The sequence below is a fragment of the Streptosporangium sp. NPDC002721 genome (genome assembly GCF_042888905.1).
Lineage (GTDB): Bacteria > Actinomycetota > Actinomycetes > Streptosporangiales > Streptosporangiaceae > Streptosporangium.
In genome coordinates this window covers 138,429-159,969 of record NZ_JBIAQI010000007.1, presented here as the reverse complement: position 1 = coordinate 159,969, position 21,541 = coordinate 138,429, and the positions used below count along the sequence as shown (strand labels likewise).

Annotated in this window: 15 protein-coding genes; 6 read left to right on the top strand and 9 right to left on the bottom strand. The window is 73.3% G+C overall.

Features of this window, described 5'->3' with window-relative positions; all coding sequences use genetic code 11:
• Positions 1 to 18 precede the first annotated feature (18 nt).
• Complete coding sequence (locus ACFYWM_RS11440) at positions 19 to 663, top strand: M15 family metallopeptidase (protein WP_389912291.1); 645 nt, start codon at positions 19 to 21, stop codon at positions 661 to 663.
• An 84-nt stretch (positions 664 to 747) separates the two neighbouring features.
• Here the strand turns inward: ACFYWM_RS11440 and ACFYWM_RS11435 are convergent, their stop codons facing one another.
• Together ACFYWM_RS11435 and ACFYWM_RS11430 are read right to left on the bottom strand one after the other, a co-directional pair.
• A complete protein-coding gene (locus ACFYWM_RS11435) occupies positions 748 to 1,341 on the bottom strand; it encodes a DUF4291 domain-containing protein (RefSeq protein ID WP_389912289.1) in 594 nt (197 codons plus the stop codon).
• 44 nt (positions 1,342 to 1,385) lie between these two features.
• Entirely contained in the window at positions 1,386 to 2,459 is a 1,074-nt protein-coding gene (locus tag ACFYWM_RS11430; RefSeq protein WP_389912285.1) for an alkene reductase, read from the bottom strand.
• Positions 2,460 to 2,569: 110 nt separating this feature from the next.
• On the opposite strand from ACFYWM_RS11430, the gene ACFYWM_RS11425 reads away from it, so the two are divergent.
• Complete coding sequence (locus ACFYWM_RS11425) at positions 2,570 to 2,947, top strand: MerR family transcriptional regulator (RefSeq protein ID WP_389912282.1); 378 nt, start codon at positions 2,570 to 2,572, stop codon at positions 2,945 to 2,947.
• A gap of 157 nt (positions 2,948 to 3,104) precedes the next feature.
• On the opposite strand, the gene ACFYWM_RS11420 is transcribed toward ACFYWM_RS11425, so the two are convergent.
• Together ACFYWM_RS11420 and ACFYWM_RS11415 are read right to left on the bottom strand one after the other, a co-directional pair.
• A complete protein-coding gene (locus ACFYWM_RS11420; protein ID WP_389912279.1) occupies positions 3,105 to 4,550 on the bottom strand; it encodes an MATE family efflux transporter in 1,446 nt (481 codons plus the stop codon).
• A 516-nt stretch (positions 4,551 to 5,066) separates the two neighbouring features.
• Positions 5,067 to 5,507, bottom strand: a complete 441-nt coding sequence (locus ACFYWM_RS11415; RefSeq protein WP_389912276.1) for a MarR family winged helix-turn-helix transcriptional regulator — start codon at positions 5,505 to 5,507, stop codon at positions 5,067 to 5,069.
• A 471-nt stretch (positions 5,508 to 5,978) separates the two neighbouring features.
• Here ACFYWM_RS11415 and ACFYWM_RS11410 point away from each other — a divergent pair, with 471 nt between their 5' ends.
• The 3 genes from ACFYWM_RS11410 (at position 5,979) to ACFYWM_RS11400 (ending at position 9,514) form a co-directional block, all read left to right on the top strand.
• The gene (locus ACFYWM_RS11410) at positions 5,979 to 7,649 is read left to right on the top strand and encodes a BTAD domain-containing putative transcriptional regulator (protein ID WP_389912273.1); all 1,671 of its coding nucleotides are present in this window, start codon (positions 5,979 to 5,981) and stop codon (positions 7,647 to 7,649) included.
• Positions 7,650 to 8,031: 382 nt separating this feature from the next.
• Positions 8,032 to 8,289: a hypothetical protein gene (locus ACFYWM_RS11405; RefSeq protein WP_389912269.1), complete on the top strand. Its 258-nt coding sequence runs from the start codon at positions 8,032 to 8,034 to the stop codon at positions 8,287 to 8,289.
• A 31-nt stretch (positions 8,290 to 8,320) separates the two neighbouring features.
• The gene (locus ACFYWM_RS11400) at positions 8,321 to 9,514 is read left to right on the top strand and encodes an FAD-dependent monooxygenase (protein ID WP_389912266.1); all 1,194 of its coding nucleotides are present in this window, start codon (positions 8,321 to 8,323) and stop codon (positions 9,512 to 9,514) included.
• Positions 9,515 to 9,539: 25 nt separating this feature from the next.
• Here the strand turns inward: ACFYWM_RS11400 and ACFYWM_RS11395 are convergent, their stop codons facing one another.
• The 5 genes from ACFYWM_RS11395 to ACFYWM_RS11375 form a co-directional block, all read right to left on the bottom strand.
• Positions 9,540 to 11,393, bottom strand: a complete 1,854-nt coding sequence (locus ACFYWM_RS11395) for a N,N-dimethylformamidase beta subunit family domain-containing protein (protein ID WP_389912263.1) — start codon at positions 11,391 to 11,393, stop codon at positions 9,540 to 9,542.
• Between the two features lie 148 nt (positions 11,394 to 11,541).
• Positions 11,542 to 12,984, bottom strand: a complete 1,443-nt coding sequence (locus ACFYWM_RS11390; RefSeq protein WP_389912260.1) for a hypothetical protein — start codon at positions 12,982 to 12,984, stop codon at positions 11,542 to 11,544.
• A gap of 25 nt (positions 12,985 to 13,009) precedes the next feature.
• Entirely contained in the window at positions 13,010 to 13,261 is a 252-nt protein-coding gene (locus tag ACFYWM_RS11385) for an acyl carrier protein (protein ID WP_389912257.1), read from the bottom strand.
• A gap of 60 nt (positions 13,262 to 13,321) precedes the next feature.
• On the bottom strand, positions 13,322 to 13,495 hold the full coding sequence (locus tag ACFYWM_RS11380) for an MbtH family protein (RefSeq protein WP_389912255.1): 174 nt from the start codon (positions 13,493 to 13,495) through the stop codon (positions 13,322 to 13,324).
• Between the two features lies 1 nt (position 13,496).
• On the bottom strand, positions 13,497 to 19,745 hold the full coding sequence (locus tag ACFYWM_RS11375; RefSeq protein ID WP_389912252.1) for an amino acid adenylation domain-containing protein: 6,249 nt from the start codon (positions 19,743 to 19,745) through the stop codon (positions 13,497 to 13,499).
• 262 nt (positions 19,746 to 20,007) lie between these two features.
• Here ACFYWM_RS11375 and ACFYWM_RS11370 point away from each other — a divergent pair, with 262 nt between their 5' ends.
• On the top strand, positions 20,008 to 21,471 hold the full coding sequence (locus ACFYWM_RS11370) for a class I adenylate-forming enzyme family protein (protein WP_389912250.1): 1,464 nt from the start codon (positions 20,008 to 20,010) through the stop codon (positions 21,469 to 21,471).
• Positions 21,472 to 21,541: the final 70 nt, after the last annotated feature.

Sequence of the window (21,541 nt, the reverse complement as noted above, 5' to 3'; positions counted from 1 at the left end):
TGAGGAAGAATTGCCACCATGCCTGACATCGTCCTGATCTCCGATGCCCGAGTCGCCGCGATCCCCGTCGAGGAGTCGGGGGAGCGGCTGGTCGACGTGCGAGGACGGCTGCGGACGGACGACCGGCTCGCCGACCCCGAGGGGGCCTTCGCCCACCTCAGGCTCGGGCTGCTGACCCGCCTGGAGGAGGCGCAGTCGCAGCTTCCCGATGGATACCGGCTGCTCGTCGTGGAGGGGTACCGCCCGTTGGCGACCCAGAAGAAGATCTTCGACGGCTACTCGGCGGAGCTTCGGGCGCTGCATCCGGACATGCCACCGGCGGAGCTGCGCGCCGCGGCGAGCCGCTACGTGTCGCCCGTCGAGATCGCCCCGCACACCGCGGGAGCGGCGGTCGACCTGACCCTGGCCACCGAGGACGGGACCGAGCTCGACATGGGCACCCGGCTCAACGCCACCCCCGAGGAGAGCGACGGCGCCTGCTACACCGACGCCCCCGGCCTGTCGCCGGAGGCCCGCCACAATCGCAAGCTCCTCGGCGTCGCCCTCGACGCGGCCGGACTGGTCAACTACCCCACCGAGTGGTGGCACTGGTCCTACGGCGACCGCTACTGGGCCCTGACCACCGGCGCCCCTGCCGCCCTCTACGGCCCGGTGTCCATCTGACCTCGTACGGCCCCGGCCCCCGGCGCGGTACGGATCAGCCGGTGGTCCGATGCCTGCCACGCCGTCGTGTTTACCTGGAACCGCCTACGCGCGCAGGCGGGCCAGAAGTTCGTCCCCGGCGGGGTAGGGACGCTCCTCGGGCAGCAGCCGGGTCGCGGCGTCCGGCTCGCCCTCGCGCAGGAGTGCGTGGATCTCGCGGGCCAGCGGGGTGACGTCGGTGACGGCGACCGTCCACTCGTCCGCGTACCGGCGCGCGCCCACGCCCGAGAGGCCGAGTTGCAGTGAGCGGTGGGGGAGCGGGCGCAGGTGGAGGTCGCGTTCGGGGTCCCACTGCACCCGGGACGGCGCGTGTCTCAGTTGTCGCTTCCAGGTGGCCCGGTCGGGGTGAAGGCCGGGCTTGTAGTGCGACAGGCACGCGTGGCGCAGGGCCCATTCGAACCCCTCGCGGGTGATCTCGATGGCCAGGACGGTCTCCTGCCTCTCCTTGGTGCCCCAGCCGCAGCGGTACATCATCCACAGGAACGACGGCTTGACCCACGTCATCCGGTCTCGTTTCCAGGTGGCCGGGAAACGGCCGAGACGAGCGGCGGGGAGACCGATCTCCGGAGCGTAGGCCTGGTAGACGGTGATCGTGGACGCGCCGTGGACCGCCCGGATCCCGTGCTTCGGTTCTTCCATGGCCGACAGGATGGGCCCGGCCGGATGGGGAAGGCCACCCAATATCAGGCGGTGTGCCGGTACGCCGGGTAGGTGAGGTAGCCCGCGTCGCCACCCTGGTAGTACGTCGCCTCGTCGACGGGGGCGACGGGGAGGCCGGTACGCAGCCGCTCGACCAGGTCGGGGTTGGCGAGGAACCCGCGGCCGAAGCTGATGAGGTCGGCGCCCAGCCCGAGCCAGTGGTCGGCCTCGGCCCGTCCGGTCTGCTTCGGGCCCATCGGCATGACCGGGTTCAGGACGAGGGTGCCCGGCCACGCGCGGCGCAGCCCGATCAGCACGTCCTCGTCGGCGGTGGCCTCAAGGTGGACGTAGGCCAGGTCGAGGTGGACCAGCTCGGCCAGCAGCGCGGCGTACAGCTCCGGGACGTCGGTCTCCCGAACACCCCAGAACGTCCCGCCCGGGGAGAGGCGGATCCCGGTCCTGGCCCCGCCGACGGCTTCGACGGTCGTGGACACCGCCTCGACGGCGAACCGGATCCGGTTGGCCACCGAGCCTCCGTAGCGGTCGGTGCGCAGGTTGGCGTTCGAGGAGAGGAACTGCGAGATCAGGTAGCCGTTCGCGCCGTGCAGTTCCACGCCGTCGAAGCCGGCCTCGACGGCCCGGCGGGCGGCCCGGCCGTAGGACTCGGCGTGCTCGGGCACCTCGGCGGTGTCCAGGGCGCGCGGTGTCGGCGCGGGCCGGGGCCCGGACGGCGTGAACACCTCGCCGACGGCCGGGACCGCCGAGGGCCCGACCGGCCGCGCGCCGGTGGTGGCGGGATGGGAGACCCGTCCGCCGTGCATGAGCTGGGCGAAGATCCGCCCGCCGCTGGAGTGCACGGCGGCGGTCACCGGGCGCCACGCGGAGACCTGCTCGTCGGTGTGCAGTCCCGGCGTGCCCGGGTTGGACTGCCCGACCAGGCTCGGCTGCACGCCCTCGGAGACGATCAGCCCGGCCGTCGCGCGCTGGGCGTAGTACGTCGCCATCGACGGCGTCGCCAGCCCGCCGGCGGCGGCCCGGACTCGCGTCATCGGGGCCATCACCATCCGGTTGGGCAGCGTCAGGTCGCCGAGCCGGTAGCTGTCGAAAAGGGTTGCCATGTCGTCCTCCGTGGTCGTCGATCCCGGATCGCGGGTATGGCGAGTACGCTAAAAGCTCACATCCATGTCAGAGGCAAGCGTTGTGTCGCGGATCACAGTGGGAGGACGGCGTGCGCATCGGTGAGCTCGCGTCACGGACCGGGGTCAGTGTCCGGTCGCTGCGCTACTACGAGGAGCAGGGGCTGCTCACCAGCACCCGCAGCTCCAGTGGGCAGCGGCACTACACGGACGACGAGGTCGAGCGGGTCGCGTTCATCCAGAGCCTGTACACCGCGGGTCTGTCCAGCCGCACCATCGCCGAACTGCTCCCGTGCACCGAGTCGCCCAGCGCGGAGAACTCCGACGCGGCCCTGGAACGGATGGCACAGGAGCGCGACCGGCTCTCCGCGCACATCGGCGACCTCATCCGCACCCGCGACGCGCTCGACGGGCTGATGGCCGTGAACCGGGCGCACCGTGAGCAGCTGCGGGTGCCGCTGGCCGGCTGACCACCGCCGACCGTTTCGGCGGGCGGCCGAAGAGTGTCACGGACGGGCCGCGCCCGGGTTCGTCGTCGGCGTCCGCGTCCACGAGGAGCGGGCCGAGAACGCGCCGCGCGCGGAGACGCCGCCCGGCGGGAGCCGGACGGCGTCGGGGGCAGGGGATTCAGGCCTCCACCTGCTCAAGCGCCTCCTCGGCGCGCTCCGGGCTGCCCTCGGCGAGGCCGCGGTCGATCGCGCGGCGGGACGCGAGCCACATCGCGACACCGACGAGGAACACGATGCCCTCGGTGACGGTCAGCGCCCAGATGATGCCGGTCAGCCCGAACCAGAGGTCGCCGAGGAGCACGATCGGGATGAACAGGACGCCGTGCGACACCGACATCACGATCGCCGCCGCCGACCGCCCCGCCGCCTGGAACAGCGACGTGACGAGGCCCGCGAACCCGTTCACGATCATCGCCACGAGCTGCGCGGTGAGGACCGTGACGCCGATCGCGAGGACCGAGTGGTCCGCCGAGAACGCGGAGAACACCTGCTCGCGGAACACGAACACCGTCGTCGAGAAGATCAGGACGATGCCGCCCACCGTGATCGCGGACGCGCGCAGCGCCGACGTGAGACGGCCGCGGTCCCCCTTGCCGTACGAGTAGGCGAGGAGCGGCAGCACGCCGATCGTTACGCCCATCACCAGGAACTCCGGCACCTGCGCGATGCGGACCGCGACGCCCATGGCCGCGAGCGCGCCGTCGCCGTAGGCGACCGCGAGGTTGTTGAGCACCAGTGTGGTGAGGATCAGGAAGGAGGCCTGGAACAGCTCGCCGACGCCCACGCCGAAGACGGGCCTCAACACGGCGGGCGAGAGCGTGAACCAGCGCGGCGCGAGGCTCATGTGCTCACTGTTCCGCCGCAGCCAGACGGCGAAGTAGGTGACGACGCCGAGGTTCGCGAGGCCCATCGACAGCGCCGCGCCGGCGACGCCCCAGCCCAGCACGAGGATGAACAGGACGTCCAACACGACGTTCGCGACCGCGGACGCGATGACCCCGATCATCACCTGGCGCGCGGCACCCTCCGCCCGTACGAGCTGCTCAAGGCAGAACGCCGCGGCGAGCACGGGAACGAAGGCGAGCATGACGGCGACGTAGGCGCTCGTCGCGGGTACGGCGGCGGCGTCCGCGCCGAGCAACGACACGAGCGGGTGCAACAGGAGCAGCCCGACGCCGCCGAACACGACCCCGGCGATCACCGAGCCCCAGACGGCGAACGAGGAGACGTGCCTGATCTCACCGGCCCTCGCGGGCTCGTGCTCCGCCGCGCCGAGCAGCCGCGAGATCAGCGTGCCGCCGCCGACGCCGAACACGCCGCCCACCGCCATGACCAGCCCGAGCACCGGCGTGCCGAACGTGATCGCGGCGAGTAGCGCGGTGTCGTGGAGCGAGCCGACGAAACCGGCGTTGACGAGGTTGTACACGGCGCCGACGATCATCGCGGCGGCCATCGGCACGCAGAGGTGCACGAGGGCGCGGACGATCGGCGCGGTCGAGAGGTACCAGCGGTTGGTGCCGACGGCGTCGGCCTTCGCGGGGGATCCGGGGTTCGTGGTGCTCATGGTTGTTCCTTCTCCGGGCGGGTTCGAGTTTTCGGGCAGGGTCGAGCGCGCGACGGCGGGCGCCGGCGCGGCGAGGGGATGTTCTGGATGTGTGGCAGGACCGCGTGTTCGGGAGGCCACCGGAATGTGGCGGGAACGGGCCGCGGGCCGTGGGCTGGGTCAGGTGCCGGTCAGATGCCGGTCAGCGGCGGTGTGCGGCGCGGATCTCGGTGACAGGGCCGTCGGCGACGGCGTCGTCGTTCAGGGGCGTGCGAGGGCGGGGCGGGACCCGGGCACGGCCGAACGGCCGGTGGTGCCGGCGCCGGACGGGGTCCGCGCGCGTTCCGGCACTCCGCGCTCATCTGCCGGGGCGAGGGGGGCACGGTCCGGATCGGGGCGCGCGTCGTTACGCGGACAAGCGGGCGCCGAGCGTTGGGAGAGACGTCGAGCCCGGGGCTCCGGGTGACGTGGTGACGGTGGTCCGGCCTCGTGGGCGAGGGGGTGTTCCGAACGCGCGGACGGGCCGCGCGTTCGCGGTCACGACCGGGTCGGCTGCGGCAGTTCCGCGGTGATCTTCGTGAGCAGGGCGTGCAGGGTGGCCCGCTCGTCCTGGTCCAGCGGGGCGAGGATCGTCTCGTCGGCGGCTGCCATCGCGGTGTCGAACCCGGAGATGAGCTCGATGCCGGCCGGTGTCGCGTAGACGCGTTTACTGCGCTCGTTGCCGCCCTCCGTGCGGCGCTCGACGAGGCCGCGGCGCTCCAGCCCCTGCAGCAGGCTCGAGACGCTCGCCGCGCTCGTGCGGGTCATCTGCGCGATGTCACGCTGGATCGCGCCGGGGTTCTGGACCAGGTAGCCGAGCGCGAAGCTCTGCTCGTGGCTGAGCTCGCGGTCCCGGATCCAGTCCTCGGCGGCCTTCCGCTGGGCCCACATGACCCAGCGGGCCAGCCCCAGGGTGCCGGTGAGGTTCGGTGCTTCCATGGTTAGGACTCTAATTGTTAGAGCTCTAACTGTCAACGATCGAACTGATTGGCACGCCGCCGCCTGTCGGCACGATCGGGGGCGTGCCGACCGGCATCGGCTCACCGGCCGCCTCGTTCGGTCTCGTTCACTCCTCTGCTCCGGTCCGGTCGACGGATCTTCGTGTCTCGCGCGACCACGGACTTGTACCGCCGTACGGTGTCCGTCCCTTCGCGGGGATGTGGGAGACAATCGGGGCCATGCGGTTCGGCGTTCTCGGTTCCCTGGAGGTGCGGTCCCCCGGCGGCGAGGAGATCTCCGTGGGCGGGCCCCGGCCGCGTGCCCTGCTCGTGATGCTGCTGCTCGACGCGGGCCGGGTGGTCGGCGTGCGGCGCCTGATCGACGGCCAGTACGGAGACGATCCCCCCCGCCGGTGCCGCCAACGCGGTGCAGGCCCAGGTCTCCCGGCTGCGCCGGAGCCTGCCCGGAGAGATGATCGAGTTTCACAGGACCGGCTACCGGCTCGTGGCCGACCCCGACGACGTCGACGCCCACCGGTTCGAACGGCTGGCCCGTGAGGGGCGGAGGCTGCTGGCGGAGGGGCGCCACGCGGCCGCCGCCGGTTCGCTGCGGGAGGCGCTCGCCCTGTGGCGCGGGCCCGCGCTGGCCGACCTGCCCTTCGGGCAGGCTTGGGCGGCCCGGCTGGAGGAGCTCCGGCTGACGGCGACAGAAGATCTCGCGGAGGCGGAGTCGGCCCTTCTCGAGGGCGGTTCGGCGGCTTCGACAGCTTCGGCGACTTCGGCGACTTCGGCGACTTCGCCGGCTTCGGTGGCGGAGCTGCAGCGGTTGGTGACCGCGCATCCGCTGCGGGAGCGGCTCAGAGGCCGGCTGATGCTCGCCCTGCGGGCGGAGGGGCGGCAGGCCGAGGCGCTGGCGGTGTTCGAGGAGGCCAGGCGGCTGCTCGCCGAGGAGCTCGGCGCCGATCCCTCCCCCGAGCTCGCCGCGATCCACTTGGCCGTCCTGCGCGCCGAGCGGCCCGCGCCGCGGCCACGGCGGGGGCTCGCGGCCCAGCTCACCAGCTTCGTCGGACGCGAGCGGGAGCTGGAACGGATCGACGCGCTGCTGCGCGACTCGCGGCTGATCACGATCATCGGGCCCGGCGGCACCGGCAAGACCCGGCTGGCGATCGAGGCGGCCGGACGCGGTCGGCGTGAGGTGTGCTTCGTCGACCTCTCCGCGCTCGACGGTCCCGTTTCATCCGGTGGTCCAGGCTCGCCCGGCGGTCCCGTCACCCCCGGTGGGCGCGTTCCGTCCGGTGGGGGTGACCAGGTGGCGCGGGCGGTGTTCGGTGCGCTCGGGTTGCGCGAGCCCGGGTTCCATTCGCCGCGCCCTGCCGACCTCGTGGAGCACCTGGCGGCGGCGCTCGCCGGGCAGGAACCGCTGCTGGTCCTCGACAACTGCGAGCACGTGAACGCCGCCGTCGCCACGCTGGCCCGCAGGCTGCTGGGGGAGTGTCCCGGGCTGGCCGTCCTGGCCACCGGCCGCGAGCCCCTCGACATCACCGGCGAGACGCTGGTGCCGCTGGCACCGCTGGAGGCCCCGCCGCCGGATGCCTCGCCGTCCGCCGCCCTGGCCTGTCCGGCCGTGCGGCTGTTCGCCGACCGGGCGGCGGCCGCGCGGCTGCGCTCCTTCACCGCCGAGGAGATCGCCACGCGACTGGCGGAGCACGGCCGGTTCCGGCTGCTGTCGCGCGGCGACCCCACGGCGGCGGCCCGCCACCGGACCCTGCGCGCGGTGGTGGAGTGGAGCTGGGACCTGCTCTCACCCGGCGAGCAGGTGCTGGCCAGGTGGTTCTCCGTGTTCGCGGGAGGCGCGTCCCTGGAGGTGGCCGAGGCGGTCTGCGAGGTGGAGGACGCGTCCGGGCTGCTCGCCGACCTGGTGGACAGGTCGCTGGTCGTGGCAGACGGCGACCGCTACCGGATGCTCGACACGATCAGGCTGTGTTCTGCGCGGAACGGCTGGCCGAGGCGGGCGAGGAGGACCGCCTGCGCGGCGGCCACGCCCGCCACTTCCTCGACCTGGCCCGGCGCGCCGACCCCCACCTGCGCCGGGCCGGACAACTCCGCTGGCTGGCCAGGCTGTCCGCCGAGCACGACAACCTGACGGCCGCGCTCCGCCGGGCCGTACGCGACGACAGGGAGACGGGGCTGCGGCTGGTCGCCGCGCTGGCGGCGTACTGGTGGCTGGGCGGCCGGCGCGGTCACGCGGGAGAGGCGGCGGCCGAGCTGCTGGAGGAACTCGGTGCCGTCGAGGAGACCGCGGACGTACTGGGGCGCCGGGCCGAGGCGCTGGCGCGCGAGGGCGATCTCGCCGCCGCTGCCGCCGACCACCGGCGCGCCGGGGAACTCGCCGGGAAGGCGGGCGCGCCGGGCGTGCCCGCCGTGACGCATCTGGGGCTGGGGGAGATCGCGCGGCTGGAAGGCGACCTCCCCGAGGCCCGCCGCGGGCGCTCGAAGGGGCGGCGCCGCGGGCGCGTGAGGGGACGGTGACGCGCGCGGGGACGCGGGCGGCGCTGCTGCTCGGTATGGCGGTGGCACTGCGCGGGACGGCCGTGGCCGGTGACCGCGACGTCACCGAGGTCGCCGCCCGCGCCCGTGACCTCGCGGGCGCGGAGGCGTTCGCGTCGGCGTACGCCCGCGGGGCCGCGATGCGCCGGGACGAGGTGCTCGCGACACTCGACGCGGATGGCGCGGACGACGCGGACGACGCGGAGGGCGACCGGCTGTCAGCCGACGGTCGGTGAGTTGTCAGCGCTTCCCCCGAGGCTCGCGGGCATGAAGAACACCACGGTCCTCATCTCCGGTGCGAGCATCGCCGGACCCGCGCTCGCCTACTGGCTGAGCCGTTCCGGCCACGCCGTCACCGTCGTCGAGAGGGCGCCCGCGCTCCGTCCCGGCGGCCAAGCCGTCGACTTCAAGGGCGAGACCCACCGCGTCGTGCTGGAGCGGATGGGAATCCTCGCGGAGGTGCGGCGGTGCCAGACCGGCGGGACCGACCAGGTCATCGTCGACGCGGACGGCAGGCGGCTGGCGGTCATGCCCGGCGAGTTCACCGGCGGCGACGTCGAGATCCTCCGTGGCGACCTCGCCGCCCTGCTGCACGAGAGGACCGAGGGAGACTGCGAGTACGTCTTCGGCGACTCCATCACCTCGCTGACCGACACGGCGGGCGGCGTGCACGTCACCTTCGAGCGTGGCGCGCCGCGTACCTTCGACCTCGTGGTGGGCGCCGACGGCATCCACTCCAACGTGCGGCGGCTGGCCTTCGGTCCCGAGTCCGGGTACGTGCGCTTCCTCGGTCACTACTACGCGCTGGCCGACCTCGGCGTCGGCTCGGGCAACGTGATGTACAACGAGCCCGGCCGGATGGTGGCGCTGGGCGGCCCGAAGTCGCCCGCGTTCTTCGTCTTCGCCTCCGAGCGGCTCGACCACGACCGCTACGACGTGGAGGGGCACAAGCGCATCCTGGCCGACGCCTACCGGGGCATGGGCTGGCGGGTTCCCGAGCTCGTGGCCAGGCTGCCCGAGGCGCGCGACCTCCACCTCGACTCGATCAGCAGGGTCGAGACGGACCACTACGCCAGGGGCCGGGTGGTGCTGCTCGGCGACGCCGCCTACGGCAACACCCTGGGCGGCTTCGGCACCGGCCTGGCGGTCGTGGGCGCGTACGTGCTGGCCGGGGAGCTGGCGGAGGCCGGTGGCGACCACCGGACGGCGTTCCGCGGGTACGAGGAGGCCTTCCGCGGCTACGCCAAGGTGGCGGGGAAGGGCAGTGCCGGTCCCTTCCTCGCCCCGGCGACGTGGCGGCGCATCAGGATGCGGAACCGGATCCTCAAGCACCGGTTCCTGCTGCGGGCGATGCTCGGGGTGACGGACAGGTTCGCCACGGACATCAGGCTCAAGGGCTACCCGGCGCTCACCGGGACCTCCGCCGCGCCGTGGGCGCCGTCCTTCCCGGGAAAGACCTGAGCGCCGTCCTTCCCGGGAAACGGGGTCACGGCGTGGGCGCCGCCTCCTCCGGGAGAGCCGCCTCCAGGAAGTTCGCGCGCCGCAGCAGGGGGCGGCCGGGGGCGGTGCCGATCAGGGTGCCCGCGTGGCCGGTCAGCACGGTGCAGCCGCCCGCGTCGCACAGGTCGGCCCATCCGGCCGGGGTCGCCACCGGCAGGCGCGTGCGGATCCGGCCGTCGGCGTCCGCCAGGTACAGCCGGCCGTTCATGGCGGTCAGAGCCACGGCCCCGGCTCCGGAAGCGGCCTCGACCAGGCTCCAGGTGGAGGTCTCCGGGTCGAACAGCCACAGGCCCTCCGCGGCGGCGGCGAACAGCTCGCCGTTCACCATGCCCAGGCCGACCCCGCCGCGAGGGCCGTCGGCAAGGGTGACCCAACCCTGGTCGGGGTCGCGGAAGACGAGCCGGTCGTCGGTGGTGAGGCCGTACAGGCCGATCGGGTGGATCGCGGTGGCCTCCCTGGGGGTGGCGAGGGCGACCAGCGCGGGGGCGGTGCCCGCGGGGCGCCAGCGCAGGTTCTGATCGGAGATCTCGCGGGTGAGCAGCGAGCCGTCCGAGGTGGCGCCGTACAGCAGGGAGTCGAACACGGTCAGCGCGCCGACCTCGTCCGCGCCGCCGACGGTCTCCCAGCCGCCCGTGCGCACCGACAGCCGGTCGAGCACGTTGCGGGTGATCCGGTCCACCGCGGGGTCGTGGAGGGTGTTCCCCCAGTTCACGGTGGAGGCGGTGAAGACCGTACCGGCGCCGAGGCCGAAGACGCCCATGGTGGCCATGCCGCCCTGGCCGTACCGGTGCCAGTGCCGCAGGTCGGCGGTGGCCAGGATGACGAAGGACGGCGGGGTGCCGTCACGCCCGGTGGCCAGCGGCACGCCGTCCTCCTCGACGAAGTCGCAGGCGTCCGTCTCGTAGCCGATCGCGCCCTTGCCGAACGTGTCGCCCTCGCCCAGCTTGGTGCCCTCGAACACCCAGTGCTCGGGGAAGCGGACGGTGTAGGACTCCTCGTGCATGAGCTGCATGTACGGGCCCCAGGTCCCGGCGCCGCGCCGGAAGCTGACGCCGGTCAGGCCGTTCTCCGGACGGTTCACCGGCGCGCTGGACCACTCGACCGTGGTGAGGGCCGGGTCCACGGCGGCCATCGGGTCGGCGATCGCGTCGCGGTAGCAGACCATGGTGCGCCCGTCGTCCTCCAGCCGGAACTGCCACCAGCAGGTGTTGCCGGAGAAGACGGCCAGGTTGCCGCCCCGGCGGACGAACTCCTCGACGCTGTCGCGCATCCCCGCCGACCAGTACTCGTCGTGCCCGCTCACCATGAGCAGCCGGTGGCCGGAGAGCAGTTCGCGCCCCTCGTGCAGGTCCAGGGCCGAGCAGTAGTCGACGTCGTACCCGGCCGGGCCCAGCCAGCGGATCATCCCCTCCTCCCAGCGCTCGGGCGGCGGCCCGCCACCGGGCCGGTCGAAGGAGACGCGCGAGGCGCGGGTCGGCTGCTCGCTCCAGTAGATGGACTCGCCCGGGATGCCCGCCCGGTTGTAGGCCTGCCAGGTCGGGAACGGGATCGACAGCAGGATCGGCGAGCCGGGACGGGCGGCCCGTACGACGAAGTAGACCTCGCTGCTCTCCTCGTCGGCGGTGAAGACCGCGCGGTACAGGGAGCTGTGCCAGCCGGGGGAGACGTCGAGCGTCCACACCGGGCCGGTGAACTCCCCGTCGAGTACGGCCAGGTTGGTGGCCACGTCCTCGACCAGCACCGAGCCGCGCAGCGGGGCGCGGGAGGCGCGGGCGAGGTGGAAGCGGAGCGCGCCGCCCTGGACGCAGGACGTCGACTCGGCGTAGGCGTGGATCGTCATCGGACACCTCCGGCGTACGGTCCCCGGGGCCCGGCCGTGGGAAAAGCGCTCGACCGAACGGCTCCGCTCATGGAAAGGGCGCTCGACCGGCCGGCTCCGGCCGCGAGAAGAACGCTCGACCGGCCGGTCCAGGTCGCGGGAAGGGCGCTCAACCGACCGGCTCCAGCGCCTCGCGGAACGCGGCCTCGACCAGCAGCGACTCCAGGTCGAGCAGGTAGCGTTCCATGGCGGGGCGGGGAAGGTAGCCGGTGTCGGCGGTGAGCGAGACGCCCAGCCCGCCGGGCTCGCCGGTCACGTGCAGGCAGAAGCGGCAGTTGAGCCGATCCTGGCTGAGCGGCCAGGTGAGCGTCGTCTCGGCCAGGGCCCGCCGCACGCTCCGCTCGTCGGGGGAGGCGTCCACCCGGTCGGTGAAGCGCATGTCGTTGAAGCAGCAGTACGGGTGGATCGGCACGCCCCGCTCCCGGCCGGCCCGCTCGGTGAGCCGGTCCCGGTCGTGCGGGTCGTGGTAGGCGGACCGGTAGGCGCGCAGCGCGGCGGGCTTGGCCGCGCGCAGCAGCTCGGTGAAGCCGCCCTCGCGCAGGTCCAGCACGAACAGGCCCTCCTGGGAGAGCGTGGTGACCGCGTTGACGGTGTCGCCGCGGAAGCGGTTGCCCACGATCGGCAGCATCGCGCTCAGGTCGTGGCCGGTCACCCTCCCGGCCAGCACGGACGCGGCGGTCAGCAGGACGGTCGAGGTGCTCGCGCCGCTCAGCGCGGCGACCCGCCGCACGGCCAGGTCCATCGCCCGGGAGACGAGGTGCGCCCGCCAGATCGGCGGGTCCGAGGGAACGCCCGCCCGCCGGTCGAACATGGTCGGGGGGATGCGGCGGTACTCGCTCTCCCAGTGCTCCGCGGCCACCGCCGCGACCTTCAGGCCCTGCTCGGAGCACTGCCAGCGGGCCAGCTCCAGCGGCGAGGGCGGCGGCGGCCCGGGTACGGAGCCGCGCAGCAGGAGCAGCCGCAGGTCCGTGACCGCCACCTCGGCCCCGAGGCCGTCGGCGGCCAGGTGGCAGAAGACGAGCACGATGTGGGTGACCTCGTCGCGGTCGACGACGAGCCCCACCTTGAGCGGCCACTCGTTCCCGTAGTCGAACGCCGTCTCCGCCAGCGCGTCGCGCAGCCGCTCGGGGTCGCCCTCCGACACGGTGACCGGGATGGAGCCGCCGGTCGCAAGCACCTGCCACGGCTCCGCGCCGTCGTCGTGCTCGTACGGTTCCGCGCCGCTCGTCCGGACGACCTTCCCGTACGGTTCCGCGCCGCTCGTGTGGACGATCTTCCCGTACGGTTCGGTGCCGCCCGCGCGAAGGGTCCTCCCGCGTGGCGCCTCGCCCAGCCTGGTGCGCAGGGACTCGTGCCGTTCCACCAGCGCGCGAAGGACCTCGGCGGCCCCCGCCACGGTGAGCGGCCTGGCCCGCCTGGGCACGGCGAGCACGCGGCCGAAGTTGAAGTAGTGGTCGTCCGGCGCCGTCTTCCGGATCGTGTCCCAGATGGCCCGCTGCCCCCAGGTCAGCGGTGCCGCCTCCGACCGGCTCCCCGAGAACCGGATGTCCATGTGCTTCCCCCGTTCGGAAATGCTTTCAGGAATGCGCGCGCAGCGCCTCGTTGATGTGGCGTTCCAGCGCGTCGAGGTCGTCCAGCAGGTCGAACCCGTCGCCCGACAGGTCGATCTCCACCCCGAACTCGGTCTCCACCGCGTCGATCAGCCGCATCTGCGCCAGGGAGGTGACCCCCAGCGCGGACAGCGGGACCGTGGCGGCCAGTGCCTCCTTGGCCGTGACGGCTCCGTCGGAGGCCGAGGCCACCATCGCCGCCAGCCGCTCCCTAACCATTACCAGCCCCTCTCGTACGGTCTCCGGCGCCGCTCGCCGGGATCCGGATCCGGTCACATCTCACACCCTTCTCGCGCTGAGCGGGCGCAGGTCGGTCCAGACGCGGTCGATGTGGGCGAGGCAGTCCTCCTTGGTGCCGGAGAAGCCCTCCTCGCGCCAGCCGTCCGGGAGGTCCCGGCCGTCCGGCCAGATCGAGTACTGCTCCTCGTGGTTGACCACGACGCGGTGACCCATCTCAACTCCCGGTTTCCATGAGGCGCTCGGCCTCCTCGTCGGACATCTCGGCCAGCTCGGCGACGAGCAGCTCCTCCACCGCCGCCGCGAGGTCGGCCACGGTGCTGCGGGCGAACAGCGTGCGGATCGGCACCTCCACCTCGACGGCGGCGCGGAGCCTGGCGACGGCGCGGGTGGCGAGCAGCGAGTGCCCGCCCAGCGCGAAGAAGTCGTCGAAGGCGCCGATCCCCTCGACGCCCAGCACCTCGCCGAAGATCTCGGCCACCAGCTCCTCGGCGTCGCCGCGCGGGGCGGTCCTCGTCCGGGGCCCGGCCTCGGGCGCGGGCAGCGCGGCCCGGTCGAGCTTGCCGTTCGCGGTCAGCGGCAGCGCGGTGAGGCTCACCCAGAGCGCGGGGACCATGTACGCGGGCAGCGTCCCGGCCAGGTACCCGGCGAGCTCGTCCCCGGTGGCCGTGCCGACGACGTAGCCGACCAGCGTCTCCCGGTGCACGGCCACCGCCGCCTGGCCGACGCCGGGGTGGGCGAGCAGCCGCGCCTCGATCTCGCCGGGTTCGATCCGGAAGCCGCGTACCTTGACCTGGTCGTCGAGACGGCCGAGGAACTCCAGCTGCCCGTCGGCCCGCCAGCGCGCCAGGTCCCCGGTCCGGTAGATCCGCTCTCCACGGGAGCCGCCGAGGGTGGGGAAGCGCTCGGCCGTGAGGTCCGGCCTGCCCAGGTAGCCGACCGCCACCCCGGCCCCGCCGACGCACAGCTCGCCCGGCGCCCCCGGCGGCACGGCCTCGCCCGAGCCGTCCAGGAGCAGGATCGAGGTGTCGGCGATCGGGACGCCGATGGGCGGTCGCCCGGGGGAGCCGTCCAGCTCGGCGGCGGTGGCGATGATCGTCGCCTCGGTCGGGCCGTAGGTGTTGACCAGCCGCACCCGGTCGCCGAAGCGCTCCCGCCAGCGGGCCACGGCCGCCTCGTGTACCTGCTCGCCGCCGAGGATCACCAGCCGCAGGGTCTTTGGCCAGGCGATCTCGCCGATGTCGTCGACGAGCGCGTGCCAGTACGCCGTGGGCAGGTCGAGCACCGTGACCCGGTCGAGGTGGTCGGGCAGGGTGACGCCGCCCTCGGGCAGCAGCTCCAGCCTGGCCCCGGCGGCGAGCGCCGGATAGATCTCCTCGGCGTGGGTGTCGAAGCTCAGCGAGGCGAACTGGACCACCCGGTCGCCGGGCCCCAGCCCGTACGCCTCGCGCATCCACCCGACGCGGGAGGCCAGGCCGGAGTGCGGGACCACGACCCCCTTGGGCGTTCCGGTGGACCCGGAGGTGTAGATCACGTAGGCCGTCGGACCCGGCACGGGAGCGCTCACCGGCACGAGGGGACGCTCGTCCGCGTGCGCGCGCGGCGTGCCGGACGGCAGCCGGTCGTCCAGGTCCGCCGAGGTCAGCACGAGGGAGGCGGCGCTGTCGTCCAGCATGAAGGCGAGCCGCTCGGCGGGGTGCTCCGGGTCGAGCGGCAGGTAGGCCGCCCCCGCCCGCCACACGGCGAGCAGGGCCGCGACGGCGTCGGGCGACCTGCCCAGGCAGACGCCGACCACGTCGCCGGGGGCGACCCCCCGCCCTCGAAGCAGCGCCGCCAGCTCGTCCGCGCGGGCGTCCAGCCCGGCGTAGGTGAGCGTGGCGCCCCCGCATCCGATCGCCACCGCGTCCGGCGTGTCCCGTACGGCCGCCGCGAACAGCTCCGGCACCGAGGGGGCGGACGGCCGCGCGGGTCCCCGCGAGAGACGCCGCAGCAGCTCGTCGTCGTCCCCGGTGCGCAGCGGCAGCTCCGAGACCCGGTCGCCGCAGGCGTCCGGCAGCGCGGTGAGCAGCAGGCGGAACCGCGCGGCCATCGCCTCGACCGTGGCCCGGTCGAACAGCTCGGCGTCGTAGACGAAGCTGAGCGTGAGCTCGTGCTCGTCCTGCCAGGCCTCCAGCATCAGTTCGAGCTTGGCCTGCCGCATGCCGTGCTCGAACCCCGTCGTGGTCAGCCCCGCGAAGGCGTCGCGGGACTGCGCGAAGTCCTGCGTGTGCAGGATGAGCATGGTCTGGAACAGCGGCGTGCGGGTCAGGTCGCGCTCGACCCTCAGGGCCGTCACCAGCTCCTCGAACGGCACGCCCTGGTGGGAGAAGGCGTCCAGGACGCCGATCTGGGTCTCGCGGAGCAGGTCGGCGAAGGTGGGGTCGGCCGACAGGTCGCCGCGCATGACCAGGGTGTCGCTGAGGTAGCCGACGACCGGTTCGAGCTGGACCCGGTCCCGGCCCGCGGTGGCCGTACCGACCAGGATGTCGTCGTGCCCGGTGTGCCGCGACAGCAGGACCTGGTAGGCGGCGAGCAGGACCATGAACATGGTGGCGCCGTGCTCCCGGCCCAGCCGGGTGAGGGCGGCGGCCTCCGCGGCGTCCAGCCGGACGCTCGCCACGTCGCCGCGCCTGGCGGCCCCGGCGGTGCGCGGCCGGTCGACCGGCAGGTCCAGCGGGGTGGGGTCGGCGAGCCTGTCCCGCCAGTATCCGAGCAGGTCGCCGAGGTCGCGCCCGCGCTGCCAGAGGGCGACGTCGCCGAACTGGAGCGGGACCGGCGGCAGGGCCGTCGCGCCGGAGTACAGGCGTGACACCTCGTCGAAGATGAGGTTGAGCGACCAGCCGTCGCCCAGGATGTGGTGGAGCACGACGCACAGGACGTGGTCGTCCTCGTCGATCTCGATCAGCGTGACGCGCAGCGGCGGCCTGGCGCCCAGCTCGAAGGGCGCGTTGGTCAGGGCCGCGACCAGCTCCAGCGCCCCGGCCTCGCCCGCCGCGACCGTCTCCTCGACGGTCACCGGCCCCGGCGGGTCGACGACCACGACCGGCACGCCGTCCACCTCGGGGAAGCGGGTGCGCAGGCTCTCGTGCCTGGCGACGGTCCCGGCCAGGGCCCCGGCGAGCGCGTCCCGGTCCAGCGGCCCGCGCAGCCTCCTGACCAGGCACATGTTGTACGACGCGTCGTCCGGGTCGAGCCGGTTGAGGAACCAGAGCCGCTCCTGGCCGAAGGAGAGCGGCGGCACGGTGCCCTCGGGCCTCGGCCGCGGCCCGTCGCTCCTCTCGCCGGACGCGGTGGCGATCAGCTCCGCCAGCGCGGCGACCGTCGGCCGGGTGAACACCTCCCGGACGGGCACCTCCGTCCCCGACAGCGCCGTCAGCCGCGCGGTGACCATGGTGGCGAGCAGGGAGTGCCCGCCGAGGGTGAAGAAGTCGTCGTGCGCCCCGACGTCCGCCGTCCCGAGCACCTCGGCGAAGACCTGCGCGACCATCCGCTCGCCCGGGGTGCGGGGAGCGACCGCGTCCCGTACGGGCGCCGGGTCCACGTCGGGCAGCGCGTTGCGGTCGATCTTCCCGTTGGGGGTGAGCGGCAGCGCCGCCACCTCGACGAACACGCTGGGCACCATGTAACCGGGCAGCTCGCGCGCGGCGCGCTCCCCGAGCCCGGCGCCGTCGGTCTCCGCCCCCGATGGCTCGGCGGGTACGACGAAGGCCACCAGCCGGTCCCCGCGCACCGCGACGACCGCCTGCCGCACGCCGGGGCAGGCGTCCAGCACGGCCTCGATCTCGCCCAGCTCGATGCGGTGCCCCCGCAGCTTGACCTGGTTGTCGGTCCGGCCGAGGAACTCCAGGGTGCCGTCGTTGCGCAGGCGGACGCGGTCCCCGGTCCGGTAGTGCCGCGAGCCCCCGGGGCCGGGGACGAAGCGCTCCGCGGTCAGGGCCGGGCGGCCGAGGTAGCCGGTGGCGACCCCCTCGCCGCCGATGAGCAGCTCCCCGGCCACCCCGATCGGGCACGGCCCGCCGGAGGGGTCGGCGACGCGGACGACGGTGTTGGCGATCGGGCGGCCGATGACGATCTCGTCCGGGTCCTCGGGGACGTCCCAGGCCGTGGACCAGATGGTGGTCTCGGTCGGGCCGTAGACGTTGACGAGCCGGTCGACCCGGGGACGCAGCTCGCGGGCGAGCCGGGGGGCGAGCGGCTCGCCGCCGGTGAGGCCCACCACGCGCGGCAGGTCTCCGGCGAGCAGGACGCGCCACCCCGAGGGCGTCGCCTGGACGTGGGTCACGCCCTCGTCCCCGACCAGGCGCGCGAGCCGCACCCCGTCACGGGCCGTCTCCGCGTCGGCGACGACCACCCGCCCGCCCGTCACCAGCGGCAGGTAGAGCTCCAGGGCGGAGATGTCGAACGACAGCGAGGTCAGCGCGAGCCACACGTCCCGGGGCGAGGACCGCACCAGGTCGCGCATCGCCAGCAGGAAGTTGGTCAGCGCCCGGTGCGGCACCACCACCCCCTTCGGCCGCCCGGTGGACCCCGAGGTGTAGAGCACGTACGCGGTGTCGTCGGGCAGCGGGCGAGCGAGCGCCCTCGTGCCGGTCGCCGGAGGGAGGTCGCCGAGGCCGGTCAGCACCAGCGCCGCCGCGGAGTCCTCGATCACGTACGAGACGCGTGCCTCGGGGTAGTCGGGGTCGACGGGCAGGTAGGCCGCGCCGCTCATCGCCACGCCCAGCAGGGCGACGAGCATGTCGGCGCCGCGCTCCATCCGGACCGCGACCAGCGAGCCGCGCCCGATCCCGGCCGCGCCCAGCCGCCCGGCCAGCTCGGCGGCCCGCCCGGCGAGTTCCGCGTACGTCAGCTCCTCGACGGCACCGGACCCGCCGGTCGGGGCGGGCGCGGCGCGCACCGCGACCGCGTCGGGGGTCGCGGCGGCCTGGTCGAGCAGCAGGTCGACGAGGGTTACCTCGGGCAGCTCGGCCGCGGTGTCGTTCCACTCCTCCAGCAGGCCGAGCTCCGCGCCCGGCAGCATCCGCAGCGCGCTCACCGGGGAGGCGGGATCCGCCACGACGGCCGCGAGCAGCTCCTGGAAGCGGGCGACGAAACGTTCCACGGTCTCGCGGTCGAACAGCTCGGTGCTGTAGATGGCGGTGCCGTGCAGCTCGCCGTCGTCGCCGGGGTAGATGTCCACCGACAGGTCGAGCCTGGCGCGGGCCCAGCCGTTGGGGAAGGTCGTGACGTCGAGGCCGGGCAGCGGATCGGCCAGGTCGCCGTGGGTGTGGAAGGCGAACAGGGTCTGGAACAGGGGCGTGCGGCTCAGGTCCCGTTCCACGTCGAGCTCCACCACGAGGCGCTCGAAGGGGACGTCCTGCCGCGAGAGCCCGTCCAGCACGATCCGGCGGCTGCGCCTGAGCAGTTCCTCGAAGGTGGGGTCGCCGGACAGGTCGCAGCGCAGGGCCAGCGTGGTCGAGAGGAAACCGATCATGGTCTCCAGCTCGGTGCTGCCGCGGCCGGCCGAGGGGGTGCCCACGCAGAAGTCGGTCTGGCCGGTGTGCCGGTGCAGCAGGACCTGGTAGGCGGAGAGCAGCACCATGAACGGCGTGCACCGGGCGCGGCGGGCGAGGGCGCCGATCGAGCCGGCCAGGCCGGAGGCGATCCGGAACTCGACCTCGGCGCCCGCGCCGGTCCGCAGGGCCGGACGCGGCCGGTCCGCCGGGAGCTCCAGGGGAGGTACCCCGGCCAGCCGCTCGGTCCACCAGCGGAGCTCGGAGTCCGCGGGGCCCAGGGTGCGCGCGTACTCGCCGTACTGCAGGGGCAGCTCGGGCAGCGGGGCGGTGCCCCGGCTCCCGTAGTGGACGGCCACCTCCGAGCGGAGCACGTTCAGCGACCAGCCGTCGCCGTTGATGTGGTGCAGGACGACGCAGAGCACGTGCTCGGCGGGGCCGAGCTCGATCAGCGAGACGCGGAACGGGGGTGCGGCCGCCAGGTCGAAGGCCGTGTTGGTGAGCGCGGAGACCAGGGCCGCGACCTCCCGCTCGTCCCCGGCGGCGAACCGCGCGACCGTCACCGGTGACGGCGGCTCGACGATCGCCACGGCCTCCCCGGCCACCTCGCGGAACCGGGTCCGCAGGCTCTCGTGCCGTGCCGCCACCGCGGTGAAGGCGGCCTCCAGGGCGATCTTGTCAAGGTGACCTTTCAACCTGTAAACATAGGAGGTGTTGTAAGTGGAGTCACCCGGATCGAGCCGATGGAGAAACCAAAGCCGCTGCTGGCCGTACGACAGGGGGTATTCCGTCCCTGATTGGCCGGTCGGAACGGTCTCCGGTGGGAACACGCAGGGCTCCTTTTTCGGCCGCGGGCCCGTTAGTTCACGCAATCGCGCTGGAGGTTGGTACGCAAAAAGCCCGCTCTGTGCACATTTGACCAGTTGGGCGGGCATCGGGAAGGGTCTCTTTCTGGAAAGAAACCTTTCAGTTAGTTCTGCGGTCGTCAGTGTTACACCTTCGCCCTGAGGGCGCAAGGGTCACTTTCGCGTGGGTTTTGTTGCCTCTGCGAACCTCTCCCCAAAGTCTTGCGAAGCCCTTACGATCATGTAAGACTGACGCTCGATTTTAAATAGTAAAGATTCTTTCCTGTAGTGCCCCGGGTGCTCGCACATACCGGAGGCGCATACATCCGATCTTTAGTGGGAGGTTCACTTGGTGAACCTGACCGTCCCCCAGCTGCTCGGAGACCGGGCCCTCACCGACCCCGACGGGGTCGCGCTGATCGTGCACGGCTCGGCCCAGCTCACCTACAGCGAGTGGCACGAGCGCTCCGTCGCGCTCGCGAACGGCCTGCTCACGCGCGGTGTCGGCCGGGGCGACCGGGTGGGCCTGGTGTTCGGGGCCGCCGACTGGGCCGACTACGCCGTGGCGTTCTGCGGGGTCCTGGCGGCCGGAGCGGTGGCGGTGCCGCTCTCCGACCGGCTCACCCTCGATGACCTGCGCTTCATGCTGGAGAACTGCCGGGCGACCGGCGTCGTCCACGCGACGGGCCTCGCCGTGCCCGAGATCGGCTGGAGCGCCACGGTCGACGGTCTTAACGGCGAAACGTCCTATGAGACGGCCGATGTCGCGCTCCCGGAGCCCCCGGAACCCGGGGATCTCGCCCAGATCCTCTACACCTCCGGCACGACCGGCCGTCCCAAGGGCGTCTCGGCCACCCATGCCAATCTCGCCTACGGCTGCGGTGCCAAGCGCCGGCCGTTCGCGCACTCCCGGCATCTCGTCCACGCCTTCCCGATCGGGACCAACGCCGGGCAGGCGATGCTGATCAACGCGCTCGACGCCCACCCGGCCGTCGTCACGCTGCCGCGCTTCACCCCGGCCCGCTTCGCCTCGCTGATCGAGTCCTACCGCGCCGGGACGGTCTTCCTCGTCCCCGCGATGGCGATCGAGCTGGTCAACGCGAAGGTGGCCGACCGGCACGACCTGTCCAGCGTGCTGCTGCTCGGCTCGGCCGCCGCGCCGCTGCCCTCGGCCGTCGCCCAGTCGCTGACCACGGCCTTCCCCAACGCGACGATCACCAACTACTACACCTCGACCGAGGCCGCCCCGGCCCAGACGGTGATGATGTTCGACCCGGACCGGCCGGGAAGCGTCGGCCGCGCCATCGCCGGGGGACGGGTCAGGATCGCCACCGCCGAGGGGGAGCCGCTGGCACCGGGGGAGACCGGGGAGGTCTGGATGCGGTCCCCCGCCGCGCCGCGCGCCTACTACGGCGACCCCGACAGCGGGACCTTCCGCGACGGCTGGGTGCGGATGGGCGACCTCGGCTACATCGACGACGAGGGCTACCTCTACCTGGTCGACCGCGAGAGCGACGTGGTGAAGTCCGGGGCCTTCAAGGTCTCCACGATCCACGTCGAGGAGGTCGTCTACCGGCATCCGGCCGTGATCGAGGCCGCCGCGTTCGGGGTCCCGCACCCCGTGCTCGGAACCGTCGTCACCGTGGCCCTCGCCACCAGGGAACCCCTCACGCCCGAGGACCTGCGGCTCTTCCTCAAGGACCGCCTGGCCCCGCACGAGCTGCCCGCGCACGTCGTCACGGTCGACGCCCTGCCGCGCAACGCCGGAGGCAAGGTCGACAAGAAGGCCCTGCGCCGGACGCTGGAGAGCGCGTGATGTCCCGGGTCACGTCCGGACCACCGGAGGAGAGCATGTCCGGGTCGCCGGAGGAGAGCATGTCCGGGTC

What these genes read in the sequence shown, in the direction of transcription:
- ACFYWM_RS11430 (WP_389912285.1), bottom strand. Translation starts at nt 2,459, where the DNA reads ATGGCAACCCTTTTCGACAGCTACCGGCTCGGCGACCTGACGCTGCCC.
- ACFYWM_RS11385 (WP_389912257.1), bottom strand. Translation starts at nt 13,261, where the DNA reads ATGGTTAGGGAGCGGCTGGCGGCGATGGTGGCCTCGGCCTCCGACGGA.
- ACFYWM_RS11380 (WP_389912255.1), bottom strand. Translation starts at nt 13,495, where the DNA reads ATGGGTCACCGCGTCGTGGTCAACCACGAGGAGCAGTACTCGATCTGG.
- ACFYWM_RS11415 (WP_389912276.1), bottom strand. Translation starts at nt 5,507, where the DNA reads ATGGAAGCACCGAACCTCACCGGCACCCTGGGGCTGGCCCGCTGGGTC.
- ACFYWM_RS11435 (WP_389912289.1), bottom strand. Translation starts at nt 1,341, where the DNA reads ATGGAAGAACCGAAGCACGGGATCCGGGCGGTCCACGGCGCGTCCACG.
- ACFYWM_RS11440 (WP_389912291.1), top strand. Translation starts at nt 19, where the DNA reads ATGCCTGACATCGTCCTGATCTCCGATGCCCGAGTCGCCGCGATCCCC.
- ACFYWM_RS11410 (WP_389912273.1), top strand. Translation starts at nt 5,979, where the DNA reads ATGATCGAGTTTCACAGGACCGGCTACCGGCTCGTGGCCGACCCCGAC.
- ACFYWM_RS11390 (WP_389912260.1), bottom strand. Translation starts at nt 12,984, where the DNA reads ATGGACATCCGGTTCTCGGGGAGCCGGTCGGAGGCGGCACCGCTGACC.
- ACFYWM_RS11420 (WP_389912279.1), bottom strand. Translation starts at nt 4,550, where the DNA reads ATGAGCACCACGAACCCCGGATCCCCCGCGAAGGCCGACGCCGTCGGC.
- ACFYWM_RS11400 (WP_389912266.1), top strand. Translation starts at nt 8,321, where the DNA reads ATGAAGAACACCACGGTCCTCATCTCCGGTGCGAGCATCGCCGGACCC.
- ACFYWM_RS11395 (WP_389912263.1), bottom strand. Translation starts at nt 11,393, where the DNA reads ATGACGATCCACGCCTACGCCGAGTCGACGTCCTGCGTCCAGGGCGGC.
- ACFYWM_RS11375 (WP_389912252.1), bottom strand. Translation starts at nt 19,745, where the DNA reads ATGCCCGCCCAACTGGTCAAATGTGCACAGAGCGGGCTTTTTGCGTAC.